16 protein-coding genes are annotated in these 15,988 nt (G+C 46.4%); 5 read left to right on the top strand and 11 right to left on the bottom strand.

From position 1 onward, the window contains the following. Positions 1 to 15 precede the first annotated feature (15 nt). Complete coding sequence (locus ACH59B_RS05505; RefSeq protein WP_013369717.1) at positions 16 to 876, bottom strand: TrmB family transcriptional regulator; 861 nt, start codon at positions 874 to 876, stop codon at positions 16 to 18. A 160-nt stretch (positions 877 to 1,036) separates the two neighbouring features. Here ACH59B_RS05505 and ACH59B_RS05500 point away from each other — a divergent pair, with 160 nt between their 5' ends. Beyond that, positions 1,037 to 1,939 carry a DMT family transporter gene (locus ACH59B_RS05500; RefSeq protein WP_016821372.1) on the top strand — a complete coding sequence of 301 codons (903 nt, stop codon included), beginning with the start codon at positions 1,037 to 1,039 and terminating at the stop codon, positions 1,937 to 1,939. A gap of 67 nt (positions 1,940 to 2,006) precedes the next feature. Here ACH59B_RS05500 and ACH59B_RS05495 read toward each other — a convergent pair whose 3' ends face one another. Next, a complete protein-coding gene (locus ACH59B_RS05495) occupies positions 2,007 to 2,186 on the bottom strand; it encodes an aspartyl-phosphate phosphatase Spo0E family protein (RefSeq protein WP_013369715.1) in 180 nt (59 codons plus the stop codon). 87 nt (positions 2,187 to 2,273) lie between these two features. Continuing rightward, entirely contained in the window at positions 2,274 to 3,506 is a 1,233-nt protein-coding gene (locus ACH59B_RS05490; protein WP_044786421.1) for an MFS transporter, read from the bottom strand. 131 nt (positions 3,507 to 3,637) lie between these two features. Between ACH59B_RS05490 and ACH59B_RS05485 the strand changes: the two genes are divergently transcribed. Beyond that, positions 3,638 to 3,895 carry a YqkE family protein gene (locus tag ACH59B_RS05485; RefSeq protein ID WP_044786420.1) on the top strand — a complete coding sequence of 86 codons (258 nt, stop codon included), beginning with the start codon at positions 3,638 to 3,640 and terminating at the stop codon, positions 3,893 to 3,895. 330 nt (positions 3,896 to 4,225) lie between these two features. Further along, complete coding sequence (locus ACH59B_RS05480; RefSeq protein WP_017426371.1) at positions 4,226 to 4,903, top strand: peptidylprolyl isomerase; 678 nt, start codon at positions 4,226 to 4,228, stop codon at positions 4,901 to 4,903. Positions 4,904 to 5,106: 203 nt separating this feature from the next. Here ACH59B_RS05480 and ACH59B_RS05475 read toward each other — a convergent pair whose 3' ends face one another. Together ACH59B_RS05475 and ACH59B_RS05470 are read right to left on the bottom strand one after the other, a co-directional pair. Beyond that, positions 5,107 to 5,778 carry an MgtC/SapB family protein gene (locus ACH59B_RS05475; protein ID WP_016821376.1) on the bottom strand — a complete coding sequence of 224 codons (672 nt, stop codon included), beginning with the start codon at positions 5,776 to 5,778 and terminating at the stop codon, positions 5,107 to 5,109. Between the two features lie 117 nt (positions 5,779 to 5,895). Next, positions 5,896 to 7,329 (bottom strand): hypothetical protein, encoded by a 1,434-nt coding sequence (locus ACH59B_RS05470; RefSeq protein ID WP_044786419.1) that lies wholly within the window; start codon positions 7,327 to 7,329, stop codon positions 5,896 to 5,898. Between the two features lie 204 nt (positions 7,330 to 7,533). Between ACH59B_RS05470 and ACH59B_RS05465 the strand changes: the two genes are divergently transcribed. Then, entirely contained in the window at positions 7,534 to 8,325 is a 792-nt protein-coding gene (locus tag ACH59B_RS05465; RefSeq protein WP_025364190.1) for an SDR family NAD(P)-dependent oxidoreductase, read from the top strand. Positions 8,326 to 8,436: 111 nt separating this feature from the next. Here ACH59B_RS05465 and ACH59B_RS05460 read toward each other — a convergent pair whose 3' ends face one another. Then, complete coding sequence (locus ACH59B_RS05460) at positions 8,437 to 9,219, bottom strand: TIGR02206 family membrane protein (RefSeq protein WP_103042252.1); 783 nt, start codon at positions 9,217 to 9,219, stop codon at positions 8,437 to 8,439. Positions 9,220 to 9,359: 140 nt separating this feature from the next. Here ACH59B_RS05460 and ACH59B_RS05455 point away from each other — a divergent pair, with 140 nt between their 5' ends. Beyond that, positions 9,360 to 9,572, top strand: a complete 213-nt coding sequence (locus tag ACH59B_RS05455) for a hypothetical protein (protein ID WP_016821380.1) — start codon at positions 9,360 to 9,362, stop codon at positions 9,570 to 9,572. A 90-nt stretch (positions 9,573 to 9,662) separates the two neighbouring features. Here the strand turns inward: ACH59B_RS05455 and ACH59B_RS05450 are convergent, their stop codons facing one another. The 5 genes from ACH59B_RS05450 to ACH59B_RS05430 form a co-directional block, all read right to left on the bottom strand. Next, positions 9,663 to 10,937 (bottom strand): methyl-accepting chemotaxis protein, encoded by a 1,275-nt coding sequence (locus ACH59B_RS05450; protein ID WP_016821381.1) that lies wholly within the window; start codon positions 10,935 to 10,937, stop codon positions 9,663 to 9,665. A gap of 261 nt (positions 10,938 to 11,198) precedes the next feature. Beyond that, the gene (locus tag ACH59B_RS05445) at positions 11,199 to 12,542 is read right to left on the bottom strand and encodes a hemolysin family protein (RefSeq protein WP_103042251.1); all 1,344 of its coding nucleotides are present in this window, start codon (positions 12,540 to 12,542) and stop codon (positions 11,199 to 11,201) included. A gap of 141 nt (positions 12,543 to 12,683) precedes the next feature. Beyond that, positions 12,684 to 13,388 carry an SGNH/GDSL hydrolase family protein gene (locus tag ACH59B_RS05440; protein WP_404303461.1) on the bottom strand — a complete coding sequence of 235 codons (705 nt, stop codon included), beginning with the start codon at positions 13,386 to 13,388 and terminating at the stop codon, positions 12,684 to 12,686. A gap of 139 nt (positions 13,389 to 13,527) precedes the next feature. Then, positions 13,528 to 14,445 carry a PD-(D/E)XK nuclease family protein gene (locus ACH59B_RS05435; RefSeq protein WP_045244130.1) on the bottom strand — a complete coding sequence of 306 codons (918 nt, stop codon included), beginning with the start codon at positions 14,443 to 14,445 and terminating at the stop codon, positions 13,528 to 13,530. Positions 14,446 to 14,557: 112 nt separating this feature from the next. After that, positions 14,558 to 15,868 carry a galactokinase family protein gene (locus ACH59B_RS05430; protein WP_045244131.1) on the bottom strand — a complete coding sequence of 437 codons (1,311 nt, stop codon included), beginning with the start codon at positions 15,866 to 15,868 and terminating at the stop codon, positions 14,558 to 14,560. Between the last annotated feature and the right edge of the window lie 120 nt (positions 15,869 to 15,988).

The following is a 15,988-nucleotide window of genomic DNA, read 5'->3' as shown; positions in this document are numbered from 1 at the left end:
GACCTCGGACAATCTCTATACACGTTTAATACTTTTTTCAGTCAAAGGAACATAATATCCCTTTCCATTCGGACCCATGGCGAATTTATTGCGAAGATGGATTAGATTAGGGCCGAATTTGGCCTCCAATTCTTCACGGAACTCATATAGGATTTCCATGATATAAATATCATGAATAATCACTTCCGTAATCGGCATTACAAGACCCGGGTGTAGCGTCCATGCAGCACGGCTGTCATCACCAAGTGAAAGTATGCCAGCTACAACCTCCCGGTCATCCACGCTAAGCACAATCCATCGACCACCGATTTCGGACGTAATCTCCTCACTCATATCATGGCGGTAAACAGTAGCAAAATCAAAGTTAAGATCACCATATGCTACAAGGATCACCTCAATTCCTTGCTGAGCAGCTTGCTCTAAGGCATCCCGGAACACCTCGGCATCCTCTTTCCAAATTTCCAGTAAAATTCGGTGTTTTGCTCCCTTCACGCCTTCATTAATGCGATTGATAATGGCTTCATACCCCGAAATATTCCAAATGTTCTCTCTGTTTTGAAACGATGCTGTGTACTGCTCCAAACTCTCTTGCGCCACGTTGAAAATCTGCTCTGCTTTGCGCTTTCTCTGGGCAATCAATTCATGTGGAGGAAGCGGCACATATAGAGGTGTATTTTCTTGACTTACCATGATGTCCCCACGGTTGACCATTCCCGACAAAACCTCGTAAATCTTGGATCTCGGTACTCCAGAGTTCAATGAAACGGCATATCCCGAAAGTGGTGAGCTTTCCAATAAGGTCACATAAGCCTTGGCTTCATATTCACTAAAATTCAAATCACGTAGAATTTCTAATATGTTTGGTTTTGATTTCATGACGTCTTCTCCTCAATTCATGTTCTTCCTTACTATATCACTTCCCCTTGACAAAAACTGATATACAAATTATCTTTTTAGTAGCATTTTCATAGTAGTAACTATAGTAGCTACTGTCACTATCATATTTCATAGGGGATGAACTCAGGGAGGATATAACTTGAACAAAGTCATAGCTCATCACAGCGAAAGCAACCGGATTTACTATACTTCTACGATTCTAGCCCTATTGATCTGGAGCACATCGTTTATTGCCACCAAAGCAGCCTATACGACGTTCCCTCCTCTTACCTTGGGTCTATCCAGATTTATCATAGCTTCCATCGTACTAGGTATCGTTCTGCTGATCAAAAAAGAACATGTCAAAGTAAAGCCAAAGGATTTGGCTACGATTTCGTTTAGTGGGGTTTTGGGAATCACTCTTTATTTTTCAATGGAGAATATAGGGGTTAGCCTGACGACCGCTTCCAACGCAGCATTAATTGTCGCATCGTATCCTGCAATTACATCGCTGCTTGAATTTATTTTGTATAAAGTCAAATTATCCAAATATAAAGTCTGCGGCATAGCACTGGCCATGATCGGGGTATATTTCTTAACCTCCGTTGGCGAAAGCTCGGATGGTAAGAATCAACTCATCGGAAATTTAATATTGATTGGCACCGGATTTGCGTGGGCGTTCTACACTTTCATGACGCGTAAGGTTGTGGACAAATATCCGCCGGTGACGTTATCTTTTTATCAAACCGTTGCAGGTAGTATCTTTTTCATACCGTTAGCCCTATTAGAAAAGGATAGCTGGCAGGCTCCGACAACGGGATCGTTTATGTTGCTCATGTATCTGGGTGTGTTCTGCTCCGTTATCGCATTTTTGCTTTATAATTACGGATTAATCAAGCTGTCACCGAGCAGTTCCGTTTCTTTAATGAATTTGGTTCCGATATTTGGGGTGTTGTTCTCTGTCTTACTATTGCACGAAACGATTACATGGCGCCAAATCATTGGCGGCTTGGTCGTTATTATAGGGGTCTTGATGAGTGCGCATCAAACTAACCGTACCTAAAAATATTGCAGCCCTACAATACAAGGGCGAGTGGCCTTTTTAAAAGATCTCGCCCAGTTGGTTATATCTATGCAGTCGGCTTTTTTTCTTTTATATAAAAAAGGTGGTTATATTGATTGATGAGGTTATCCATAATTACAGACTGTTTGAGCACACTGGCATGATTAAAGCCATGTTTTGCTTGTAAAATATACAGCTTTTGACGGGCATTCTCAAGCTGTTGACGCAAAATGTCGTCTCTTATCATAATATATCCCTCCCTGTCATATGATCAGTGTAAAGGGTTATGAATAATATACTAAAAATAAGGGTTTGGGATAATTATCTAATTGGCCTATCCGGCAGAATGAATATTCTGATCCGTTGCTTTATTTTGGGCTGAAATCGGGAAAACGTTTTTTCCCTTCGCCCATAGCAACAACGCTGCAACCAGCAAGATGCCACCGTTTAATACGAAGATCCAGCGAATGGGCATCCAGCTACCAAGCATGCCGCCAATCAGCGGCCCCGCCATCGTCGCGAGTTGGGTAGCTGATTGATTCAGGCTAAAGGCTCGTCCACGAAACTCCGGCTTGGTGACTTCCACAGTCATGGCATTAATCGCCGGCATGACAGACGCATAAAACAATCCATATCCAAACCGAAGCGCACCAAAACCAACAAAGTTGGTTACAAAAAACTGCAAGATGTTCCCAATCCCCGAACCGATCAGCCCAATCAGCAACACTTGGGCAAAGCCGATTTTCCCTCCAATCCGGCCCCATCGGGGAGCCATCAGCACTGCCGCGATGCCTACAGCTGAGAATACAATCCCGGAACTTAAAGACGCATGGCTACGGTCCACACCCATTTCAAGCACATACACCGTAATTAACGGTTCCAATATCATGACGGAAAAGGTACTTAATCCAGCTAGAATAAGCAAAAAGTATAATGGCCGATTAGCAATAGCCTCTTTGATATCATCCCGAACATGCGAGCGGGTAGTGGTGCCCTTGAAGCTATCCTCTCTAGCGCCAAATGTCGCGATGAACGCAGATACCAGTACAAGAGCCGCTGAGAAAAAAAAGGCATTTCGATTGCCATAATAATGGCTCACCACACCACCGATCAGCGGACCTATAATGCTGCCAGTCGCTCCAGCAGTCGCCATAATGCCAAGGGCATAGCCCGTTTTTTCTTCAGGCGAGCCCGTTCCGACCAGCGCAATCGCCGCAGGAATAAATCCGGAGAGAAGTCCTTGAAACAAGCGAACTCCTACAAATACATAGGGGTCTGTCACTAAAGCACATACCAGATATAATACAGCCAGGCTAAACCCTGAACGAATCAGCATCGGCTTACGTCCATACTTATCTGCCAGCGAGCCCCAAAACGGGGCAATCAGCGCGCTCGCTAAAAAAGTAACTCCAAAGGCAATTCCTGACCATAATTCCAGTTGATCGTTAACCCCCAATTCCGTATTCAGAAAAATAGGTAAAAACGGAATCGACACGGAATAGGCCATGCTGCAAAACAATACTCCGATCCACAAAACAATCAGGTTTCGCTTCCAATATAGATGCATGCTGCCACACGTCCCTTCTGTTCATTCCATTATTACCCTCTAAATTAGAAAAGTCTACCGTAAACCTTAGCCTTTCATCGTGGAACAACCACGAAGAAGCTGATATAATCGAATGGAATGGAGATGATGACATGGCTAAAAAGAGAAATTTGTCTTTCGCTGCTCCTGCGGCTCAGGACAAACCTGCTACCTTAAAGGATCTGTTGAGTCAGGACGTGCTGAACAAGCTTAAGGCTCAAGCCAATGAAGCGCAAGCAGAGCAAGACAAGCGTAAAGAAGACGAACGGCAACGTGCCCTTGAAGCAAAAAAAGCTGAACAAAAGAAGCTGGACAACAACTTTGAACATCTGTTGAATAACAGCAATTTGGACTGGCACAAATATAAATAAGCCAAAACCATTGCGGTTTTGGCCTATCTTTACACTTTATGTTATAGCCAGTCACGAATATGTTGTACTGAGTACAGCACCCCTACCCAAACTGGCAGACTGAACGCCATACCCCATATGAGACCTTTAGCCAGTTTTTTGTCTACCTCCATCATGATCCTGCCCCTTTCCTTGGGAATAGCAGCAGTATGGGTCAAGAATACGGCTTTCAAACCCGTATTTCCTTATCCCCAACAAAAAAGGTATGATAGTAAATGGAAAAGTGTTCTGCGCTGTCCCCAAACTATAAATTAGGATGTTACACCATCCAACCTTTCAGGAGGAATATTAATGAACCGAAAATCGATACGCCCATGGTACACATTGTGCCTGCTGGCCATCATGCTCGTGCTGGTTGCCGGATGTGGCACAAAAGCCACCGATGTGGAAGCTGCAAGCCGGACAAGCACCACAACTCCCGCTGCAACTAAAGACAAAAGCAAGGCTGTTTCACATCCAGTTGTCACGATTGTCATGAACGATGGCAAGAAAATCAAGCTTGAGCTGTATCCGGAAGTAGCACCGAACACGGTTAACAATTTCATCTCCTTGGTGCAAAAGGGAGCTTATAACGGTACCATTTTCCACCGCGTCATCCCCGGCTTTATGATTCAGGGTGGTGATCCGCAAGGTAACGGTACAGGCGGCCCCGGCTACAGTATCAAAGGGGAATTCAAGAGCAACGGCGTTAACAATACACTCAAACATACACGTGGCGTATTATCCATGGCCCGCTCAGCGGATCTGGATTCAGCCGGATCGCAATTTTTTATCATGGTTGACGATGCGGACTACCTCGACGGTCAGTATGCCGCTTTCGGTAAAGTAACGTCCGGAATGGACGTGGTCGACGCTATCGTCAACTCCAAACGGGATAGCAATGACAAACCTACCAAACCAGCTACAATGAAAAAAGTTACTGTAGATACGCTGGGTAAAAAATATCCTGAACCCGTCAAAGTAAAATAATCCGTCTTTCATAACGGGATAACCGCAACGACCTTGTGCATACGCATGAGGTCGTTTTTGCTTATCCCCTGATACTTTCTAAGGTGCTGATTCTGTGATGTAGTAAGAGTATATACACAAAAGGAAGCGTTTTCAATCATTATTTTTAGATTTTTTTACTGTTAAATGAGTCTACAGCGTTCGACAAAAAGCAGTAAAGTCGTCTAATTGGATTTGGTCTCGACTGAACGGATGCCTTCCATCTCTTGCAGCAGTGACAACAATTCCTCCACTCCCTCTGACCGAGACAGTTTTAGAAGCATATGAACCATCAACTGCTCACCGTTATTGATGCGCTCGGCGTGAAAGCTGTGAATGGTCAGTTTTTTGTTCTCCAGCAGTTCTTTAATTTGATTCAGTACACCCGGCTCATTATCAACCTGAACTACCACTTGCCGTGTGGACGGGGTAGCCATCTGATAAAAACGACTATGGAGCAAGGACTGAGCCGCCAAAATAAACAGCGTTACACCCGCGCCAAGCCCATACATTCCTGCACCGACAGCAATACCAATCCCGGCGGTAGTCCAGATGCCCGCAGCGGTAGTTAGCCCTTTGATTCTATTTTTTTGTGTAAAAATCATTCCTGCGCCGATAAAGCCAACTCCACTTATAACCTGTGCTGCTATTCTGGAAGGGTCCAGCGACAGGTTAGACCATACAGTCTGATCTTGAAAACCATATTTGGATACCACCATCATAAGCGACGCCCCGATCCCGACAATGAAATGCGTGCGAATGCCTGCCTCCTTCATCCGACTTTTGCGTTCATAGCCGATTAATGCGCCGCACAATCCGGCAAACATGACCCGAATCAGGTAATCCCAATCCCACATACCTTTTTCACTCCACTATTGTTTATGTTATGAAAAGATGTTGCCTTAATACATATAATTCATGATGCTCCGGCAAATGAGCCGTTATACAGCTGTTATTTTGTTATTACCCAAATTTTAAGGAACCTTTACTTCGTGTTCGAGAAGATTGCGATGTGCCTTTCTTCCCTTGAGCAGCCACAGCTCTGGTGTATCCTGCACACCGTCTATACGCATACTAAATGTTCTCGATGGTAAATTACGTAAACGGAGCAATAGACGGTTTCCGTCTGCTGCTGCCTCCACAAGCTCTAGCAGTGTTAGTGAATCATTCGCTAGCTTGCGGTTCACAGCGCGAGTTGAATCTGCGTTGTTCTCCCTACTCCAAATACGAAGTTCACCCACAACCGGGGCTGCAATTCGCTTACTGAAAGAAATAACCACCTCATCTTCGGCGGAACGTTCCGCCCTAAGAGGTACTGGAGGCTCATCGTACATGTAGCCTCCCAGATGGTATTCATACGCAGTCCAGGCATTGTAATCGCCCTCCAGGGCGGTAGCCCCGAATTGCCGCGTCCACTCGCGGTCCCGAAACATCCGCGCGAGCGAACCGATATCTGCCTGCACTCCGAGGGGCAAGCCCGGATAAGCGGCGCGTATGGACTGCGCGATGCGAGCATAGCCGCGAATATACTGTGGCGGCAGACGGCGGCGCATCCAGTCTGGCCAATGGGTCTGGAGTACGTGCATATCCGGGGCTACGCTCCCGATCATGGCTACCGCGTCCAGACCCTGCCATTCCCGCAGCTGACCGGGAATATCGCCACGCCCGCTCACAGCGAGCGACCATGTCGCCACGCAGATGTCCGGCCGGACATCACGCACACCGCCTGCGCCGTTCACCAGCTCACGGATGAGCCCATTCACGGCGTCCACGCGCAGATCGACCCACTGCGCGTACAGCTTCGGGACCTTCCGGTAGTAGTTCCGCGCATGCTTATCGCGGAAATTCGGAATGTCCTCACCGTAGCGCGCGCGGAAGGCACGCTGCGCATGCGGTCCAATATCCCCGTACACTCCACTGCGCAGCCCGTTCCATTCGGGGAAATAAGGCTCCGCCACCTCAAAGCCGTCAAACGGAATATCGGTGACGAGCCGGGCAGCGGCTTTCTTTTTCCATTCCACATAATCCTGGGCAAAATGCGAAAGCCGCTGAAAACCATCATTGGGCTCGCGCAGCAGCTCCATGCGCCATTCCTTCCACGCTGGCGGCAGCTGGGACACACCAAAAGAACCGTTGCCCAGCACCATCGCCCACACCGCGATGCCTCTACGCTGGAAAGCAGCAACAAGCGCTCCGTCCACTTCATTTTCACGCACGACAAAATAATGCACGGTCTGGTAGCCTGCAAGGGCGATCTCATCCGCTATGCTATCCCGCGACCGATTGGCATAATAGGGAAACAACGGATCAATTTGAATGCTGGAACCGCTCATGACCCATGGTTTCATTTTTCCAATTTGTGCTATAGCGTCTGACGATTCGGGTCGGTCATTTCTTTTATTGTCCAATTCGATTCACCTCCGTCACTCGCGTCTTCTCCGATACTTGCTCAGAATCTATATATTTGGGCTATAAGTTTCTACTGGTTCGCCTATGTTACCATATTTCGCAAATGGGGTGAAATACAGCGGCTACTGTTTCACCATCAACGTTCAGAGGTATTGGAATAACGAGTCAGGTTTAGCTTATGAACGGAATGGGAGGAATAGTCAATGGCAGAGCAGAGATTGCAAGGAAAGATAGCAGTGGTCAGCGGCGGCGGTTCAGGAATCGGTAAAGCAACCGCCATTCGTTTTGCAGAACAAGGCGCCAAGGTAGTCATGCTGGATCGGACACCTGAGCATGCAGAGGAAACCAAAGCAATCATTGAGCAGGCAGGCGGTGAAGCACTTGTGCTGGAATGTGATATTGCCAAGCCAGACATGATTCAGCAGGGGTTCGCTAAAGTCGTGGAAACATACGGAAAGCTGGATATCGTGTTCGCCAATGCAGGCATTAATGGCACCATGGCCCCTATTGAGACCATGGAGCTGGAGGAATGGGACCGCACGATGAACATTAACCTACGCGGCACCTTCGCCACCGTTAAATATGCTGTTCCATACCTGAAAGAACACGGCGGCAGCATTATCATCACCAGTTCCATCAACGGTAACCGAACCTTTTCGGGTATTGGGTTCTCAGCTTACGCCTCTACCAAGGCGGCTCAGGTTGCTTTTATGAAAATGGCAGCGCTGGAGCTGGCACGTTACAAAATACGGGTTAACGCGATATGCCCAGGAGCTATCGACACGAAAATTGATGATAACACGTACCCTACCGAAGACTTGAAGAAGGTACAAATTCCAGTCGAATTTCCGAAGGGCGGAGAGCATCCGCTGGAGGATGCTCCCGGTGAGCCAGAGCAGGTCGCCAATCTGGTCCTGTTTCTCGCCTCAGATGAATCATCTCATGTATCGGGTACAGAGATCTATGTAGACGGAGCAGAATCGCTGCTGCGTTAAGCATAAAGAGGATCGTTGTCCCCGTATAAGCTACTGCTCAGACATTCTTAGCAGCCTTATCCCAAGTCATTACTAGTGGAAAAGGCTGCTTTTGCATGGCTTTACAACTATTTATAACGCCCTGTCAGCACCATGCACAGCTCCTTTGCGAAGGCGGACATACAATCTGCCTCCTGGCAGCACATCAAACAACAGCATCAGAAGAGAAAAGAATAGCAGTGCAATGACCTCTTCTGCCAAAATATAAATAGGGTATGGCCCCAAAACATCCAATATCGATGGTGTCGACGGCTTTCCGGTCAGAAACATGTAGTTGGCACCAAACGCACGGTCTACAATCCACACCATCAACGCCAAGCCATTGAGGAATAGCATAACTCCTCCTACACTCTTCCATGTCGGTCGGAGTTCTGCGATCCAGGTCATATATAGGGCAGCCAAAATAATAGCACCATGAGCTACGAAAAAATGGATAAAACGATAGTGCGGAAAGGCATAAGCCAAATTAGGCGTAAGTACTGCTTGGAGCGCTCCTCCAATTCCGGCAAACAGGACGACCGGATATAACCAACGGCTGCGGAACATAAGCATCAGGATGGACAACAGCAGTGTCACACTGCACAATTCCAAGGGCAATGATGTCTGGACATCCCAAATATGCTGTGCCACATACCATATATTCAAAGTCACCTCTGAAAGAATGAGGACCGTAATTAATAACCAGCGAATTCCCTCACTTACAGGCTTATTTGACCGAACCCATCCCCGCGTTAGCCACAGCAGCAAAGCACATACAATGAGCCCCAGTATAGCCAAAGCATGTGACGGAGTAAAGGCTTCGAACCCTTCCGGCGCATACGCATCGAACCAAGACCCTGACCATAGCCAGTCCATAGAAAGCCCCCTTCGATTTCTTTCTCTCTTTGCATCTTCTATTTTATACCAAATAGTCGAATATGTTCTAGCCGTCTTTCTTGCTTGTTCAATACCCTAACCTTTATGATAAAAGATATTATATTCAAAGGAGAACACTCATGCCGATTAATCGCCGATTAATTACAGATCAGGATTTCAGCGAGGCACTGGAACGTCATCTTCGTGTCCGGGTATTTCAAGATGACCAATTGATTGGCTCAGGCGGGACGATAATCCGTTTTGACGATCAGACCATCGTTGTGCAGTCTAGCGTCAGTGACCTGGCTTACCATCCCAGAAAACAATGTGAATTTTTTGAAATTAAAAAATAGCCACCACACACCGGAGAACCACTTTGCTTCGTTTTCCGGTGTGTAGCAGCTACGTTTTTATGGGTATGCATCATGCCTCACATGACGTTTTTAGTTATAGTTGATTCCACGTGTTTTCATCATGAGTTTATTCGTAAGCACTTTCAAGTCCTCGGAAGAGGATGAAATTTCCTGCATAATAGCCGTCTCCTCATGAGCAGCCGTATAAATTTTGTGAGCACCTTCAGAGAACGCCCCTGACATTTGCTGGATACGATGAATCTGCTCAAAGGTTTGATCCACCCGATTCGTCTGCTCTGTTACGGCTTCTTCCATGGTGCGAATGCTTTCGACAAATTCACGTACAATAGCGTTCAAACGGTTCAGCGTCTGGTCGACAGAGCTTGTCCGTTCCGCCTCAGCACTGACTAAAGACGTTTGCTGATGCATCAACTCCACAGTCTCTACGATTTGTGACTGTACACGGCTAACGATAGCATTAATTTGCTGTACAGACTCCGTACTTTGGGCGGCCAGTGCGCGAATTTGGTGCGCCACTACAGCAAAGCCGTTCCCTTCTTCTCCCGCACGTGCCGCTTCTATAGAAGCATTCAGCGCCAACAGATGGGTCTGTTCGGCAATATCCTTCACCGTGCTTGTAATCGCTTCAATTTGTGAAGCTTCTTTTTCCAGTCGTGCAATCACCTGCTGTGAACGACTATGTGAAGCTGTCAGCTCACCCATGCCATCCATCAGGGATGAAAATACAGTCTGCGTTGAATCCACCGAATGCTCCATATGGCCTGACAGTTCAAGCATATGTCCCGATTTGCTACGCATCATTTTAAAATCGCCCAGCATTCGATCCGCTGTTTTAATAGATTGGGCAGATGCTTGCTTTTGCTGCTCCACGCCATCCAAAATATCTTCTACTACCGTAGACATGGACTCGATTTGCGCCGTAGCCTGTACAATAGCCAAGCTCAGATTTTCTGCACTTTGCGAAGTTGTTCTGGTGCTATACGAGATCTCATTGAACATATCTTTAATGTTCAACATCAGATGCCGAAATGCATCGTACAACACTTTGATTTCATCATCTGAACGACGCTCTGGAATTACGACAGACAGGTTGCCCGCCGAAGCTTCCTCTGCCGCCTTGGCCAATCTAACAATCGGCCGTGTAAGTAATTTTGAGATCAACCAGCCCAAAATGCCACTCCACAGGACACCCAATAACAAAATAATCGAGGTGTATACCCATTCCTGTGTACCATGAGCAAGCCAGTCCTTGAGTACAAAAATAAAAAAAGCGCTTGTTCCATAGGTTATTGCTGAAATCAAGACAAATGCAGTAACCATTTTCGTACCTAGTGACATCTTCATGTACTGTAGCCCACCCCAAAAAACTCAAATTTGATTCCATTTTACCATAAAATTGCTACATTTCTAGTAGTATTTTTCACAGACACCTATATTTATAAGCATAAAGATGCAGAGTCTTAAGTCCCCTGACCTAACTACAAAAACAACATGCTATTCAGGCAGCAAATTACGTCAAAAAAGCGGACGAATCGCGCTGCCGCTTAATTTGCAGGACATTCGCCACATCTGAAGCGATCTATTGCTTCGCCATGCCATTTTCCATCATTGAGAATAACTGTCATCCTTCTGTTCAACAATCACCTTTTTAACCGCTTCAATTGTGTCTATTTGGTGACTGTTTTTTTCCAGTACAGTAAACTCCCATAATCCGCTGGTCAGCTTGTCTCCTTGCTGGATATCAAAACGTTCGGAAAGCATCCAACCGCCAATCGTATATACGTCCCCGGCCTCAATATCTGTCTCCAAGCGCCGATTGACCTCATGGATAAGCGCCTGTGATTTGAGTATGTAACGATGATCATCTGTTTTTGTAATGAGTGGTGTTAGCGCTGCGGGGGTTTCGGTATCCGTATAGGAAGGAATGTCTCCAACAATTTCCTCCATAATGTCCTCTAGGGTGACAAGCCCAGACGTTCCACCATATTCATCCACCAGCACCGCTACTGGGATACGTCGTTTTTGCATCTGAATCAGCAAATCCCGAGCCTGAACCGTCTCAATCACCTGAAGCACCGGATGAATGTAAGAAGCCATCGTTGTATTTCCTGTGCTATGCCCACGGGCCAAATCATGCAGAGCTTCCTTCACACGAATCATCCCAATAATACGATCCCGGTCCCCATGTTCAGCGACAGGTAGAAAATTATAGACCTTATCCTCGATCAGCTCCATAAACTCGGCCACTGTTGCCTGGTGGGAAATGGAACGAATGTGGATGCGCGGTACCATAATTTCCTGCGCTGCACGGTCGTCAAAATCAAATACATTGTTCAAATATCGATATTCTGTCGGTGTAATTTCACCACTACGAAACCCTTCAGATAATGCCAGTCGAAGCTCAGCTTCACTGAGTGCTGCATCTTCTTCGGATACTTTTTTTAGCCCAAAAAGCCCCGTAATGACACGTGAAGAACGACTGAGCACCCAATTCAGAGGATACGTTATTTTATAGAATACCGTAATCGGACGGGCAAAAAACAATGCCATCGGTTCGGCAATTTGTATGGCGAAGGTTTTGGGTACCAGTTCCCCAACGACCACCTCGAAATAGGTCAAAATCAGAAAAGCCAGCAAAAAGGAGAGTACTCCCGTTAGTCCAGCTGGAATATGCGCCAACACAAACAGGGGATGTAGCAGCTTCTCAACTGTAGATTCCCCTAACCAGCCTAGCGCCATTGAAGTTAATGTGGTTCCAAGCTGACAAGCGGATAAATACTCGTCGAGCCGAGACAGAATATTTTTAACAGCTTTCGCATTTTTGTTGCCCTCTGAGGCCAATTGGTTGATACGAGATACCCGAACACGGATAATGGAATACTCTGAGGCCACAAAAAAAGCTGTTAAAGTGATAAGTAAAATAACTAGAATGATATTTATCGTTTCCATAGCCCTCTCTTGCTCCGTTGATGCCGAAGCAAGAAGCACCCCCTTTGACATTCATTTTTGGTTGGAACCATAACATAAGTAATGATGTCCATAATCGTGTATTACCCAAAAATGACAAGGAATAGACTATGTATGTCTTTGTTAACGAATCGCCAGCGGACTCTTTTGCACGATATCTATCCATTGATCGGCTATTAACTGGTGCCCGACCGCTGTCGGATGAACCCCGTCATGCAGCCAATAGGAAGCGTCCGCCTTGGTAGCGGCCTCGTTCAACATGCTCTGGAGCGGCACAAATACGGCCCCATATTTGTCGGCAAGTTGACGTACAATACGCTGGTAGCCCGTTATTTTTTCTTGCCAAATGTCCCAGCGCGCCTCGGTAGCTCCTGTTTTCAAAATAAACGGCTCACACAGCACCAGCCCGGTATCAGGCATCACTTCACGCGTCTCCTCCAGCAGGTGGCAATAGGCTCGTTCAAATCGGTCCGTCACCCCGGACGGCTCCTGCTCCACGATCCGCCAGGCATCGTTCACTCCGATTAGAATACTGAGCAGGTTCGGCTGTAGGCTAAACGTGTCTTCATTCCAACGAGCATACAAATCCGAAACCCGATCCCCCGAAACACCCCGGTTTACAAATTCCGGTTGTGTAGCAGTCAGTCGACTCCCGAGTGTCCCAGCGATCAGATACACATAGCTCTGACCCAGCCCATGGTTCGCGTCCTCATTCCGTCCCCTTCCTCCGTCTGTAATGGAATCTCCTTGAAAAAGAATACGTGTGTGTCCTGTACTCGGCATTTTTCCACTGTCCCCCTTCACAATTTCCAATAATACCCTTATCATACCTCGTATTCTCCGAATTGGAAAGCGGTTTCAGAATTTGAGAGAGTTATAGCCATTATGCAGGTGGATGGTGCTTCCCACCGCTATTGCTTGTGCAGCACCATTCCACCTACTCCGTTTTGATGTTAATTTTTCGATTTCAGACCGCTCGGTACTTACACACCTCGCGAAAATTACAGCCGCCGCATACTCTGCGTGAAGGCATCGGGGTAAAGAAAGACTCGGGCTTGGGTCGATTATAGTAATCATCATCGAGGCAGGACTTCATTTCCTCGATGTAACGTCCTACATTGCCAACTACCTTGTCGATATCCTCTGGTGTGGGGCGATATACTTCATGCTCTCCTGTCATCAAATACTCTACCCGTACCTCAATTTTCTCCAAAGGAAGCTGATAATGCTCCTGCACATAGGAAGCATACAAAAATAACTGGTCGGAGAAGTTGCCTTCCTTACCTGTTTTCCAATCTACAATAACCATGTCTCCGTTGTCTCTACGATAGAGCAAATCCATTTTGACATATACTTTTGTCTCATGTAGGAGCATCGTATCCCATTTTTCCACCTCAACGATTCGGGCCTGGCCCTGTTGCAGCTCACGCCAAACTGCGGTACGATACAAATTGTGTACCACCGCGTGCTGTCGCTCCTTAATCCGGGCAATCCGTTCCGGAAGCACTTCATCATCGTAGTAAATTTCGGCCAGCATGACCCGATTTTTGGGATCTTGCAGCCATAGCTCACGGTGTAAGGATTCCTTGTAGCTGTCATTCAACATGCTCTTCATAGCGGTCTCCAGAAATGCTGTGCGCGGGACAGCCCCTTTTTCCATCCACCCACGTATGACCGATTCACACATTTGGTGCGTAATATTCCCGAATAAAACATATAAGTTGCTCAGTTGCTTAAGCCGATACAACGTAACTTGTTCTTCAGTGCCCTGTGCCGAATTCCAGCCATTATGCGATCCGTAATAATGATAATAGTATTTGCGTAAGCATTCGTCGAACGTTTGGGCCCTTGATTGTGAATAGGACCAGGACGGATATATTGCCATGACAGGCCCTCCTTCATTAGAACTTCCATCTCTCTATTATAACGCATGCCTAAGCTGTATCGGCCATAAAAAGAACAAAGACTTTAACCTATAGGTTAAAGTCTTTGACTGACTAGTTAGTACACTTGCTACGAGTCCGCTCAGCATTGATCAATTCGCTTACATTAACAGCACCATCCTCACGGACGTTGACAACGAGCACTGGAGTTCCCAGCATTCCGCTGATCCACTCCTTGTAATCCTCCACATGATCATTGGGAAGAATCGTCAAGATCACACCAGCAAAGCCGCCACCATGTACCCTGCATGCGCTATCACCAATTGATTTTAAATACATTTCTGTTAAAGCCAGTGCAACCGATACATCTTGTTCCCGATCAATCCCACTTCTATAAACGTTCTGCAGCCATTTCCAGGAAGAGTTTCCAGATTCGGTGACCAGCCTTAAGAAATCAGAAAAGCGCCCTTCCTCCAGCGATTTCACCTGCTCATCCACACGCTTATTTTCTTCAAAAAAATGCAAAGCACGAAGTACTGCCCGATCCCCAGCTTTTTCCCTGACCATCTTGAGATTGGCATACAGATTCTCAGGCGATAAGTCACGGCAAACAGAAGCGCCCAAAGACTGAGCCACAGCACGCATTTCGTTCGGCACCGCTGCGTAGTCATCCGTTAAATCAGCATGATTTCCACCTGTATTTACAATAACCAGGGAGTACCCGTTTTGTTCAAAATTCCAATGGACTGGATTAATGATCGGTTCCTTGGGATTTTCAAAATCAATGGAAATCAAGCCGCCATAGGCGCAAGCCATCTGATCGAGCAGCCCCGAAGGCTTGTTCCAGTAGACATTCTCCGCATACTGACCAATTTTGGATTTAGCAACAGTATCTAATGCTCCCTCGTTATAAAAATGATTTAATATTGTGCATATCAACATTTCAAACGAAGCGGAAGAGCTTAATCCTGAAGCAGAGAATACATTACTCGATATATAAGCCTGAAATCCTCCGATGCGATACCCGAATTCAAGTAAACCAGCTGCAATGCCACGGATCAGCAGCATCGTACCATCATCCTCCGGTTTTGGTACCAAGTCGTTTAAATCAATGACGTATTTCGTTTGGTAGCCTTCAGAAAAGAAGGTAATAACAGGTTCTTCCACTCTAGCTGCTACAGCGATCGTATCAAGTGTAATACTGCCTGCCAGCACCTTCCCGTGGTTGTGGTCTGTATGATTCCCTCCAATTTCGCATCGCCCTGGAGCACTAAATAATTCAATATCCCCTACACCAAAATGCTCCTGATACGCCTGTATAAGTGATTGATATCTAGAGGTTTGCTCGGAAACTTGTTGTTGACCGTACATTCGAGCAAGCACCATCTGTCCCTCGCTGGAATTCAATAGCTCCATATCTTTCATCGTATATCCCCCTACTTGTATGTGTTTTCCACTCAGAATGATGCTTTAATTATCTCAATTTTTCCTGTGTAAAAGTATGGCACAATTTTAATCTGTAAGCGCTTATTTTAATCGCTTTTA

Source organism: Paenibacillus sp. DP01 (assembly GCF_044784315.1).
GTDB lineage: Bacteria > Bacillota > Bacilli > Paenibacillales > Paenibacillaceae > Paenibacillus > Paenibacillus polymyxa.
The sequence above is the reverse complement of the archived record's forward strand: the minus strand, read 5'-3'. Positions and strand labels throughout refer to the sequence as shown.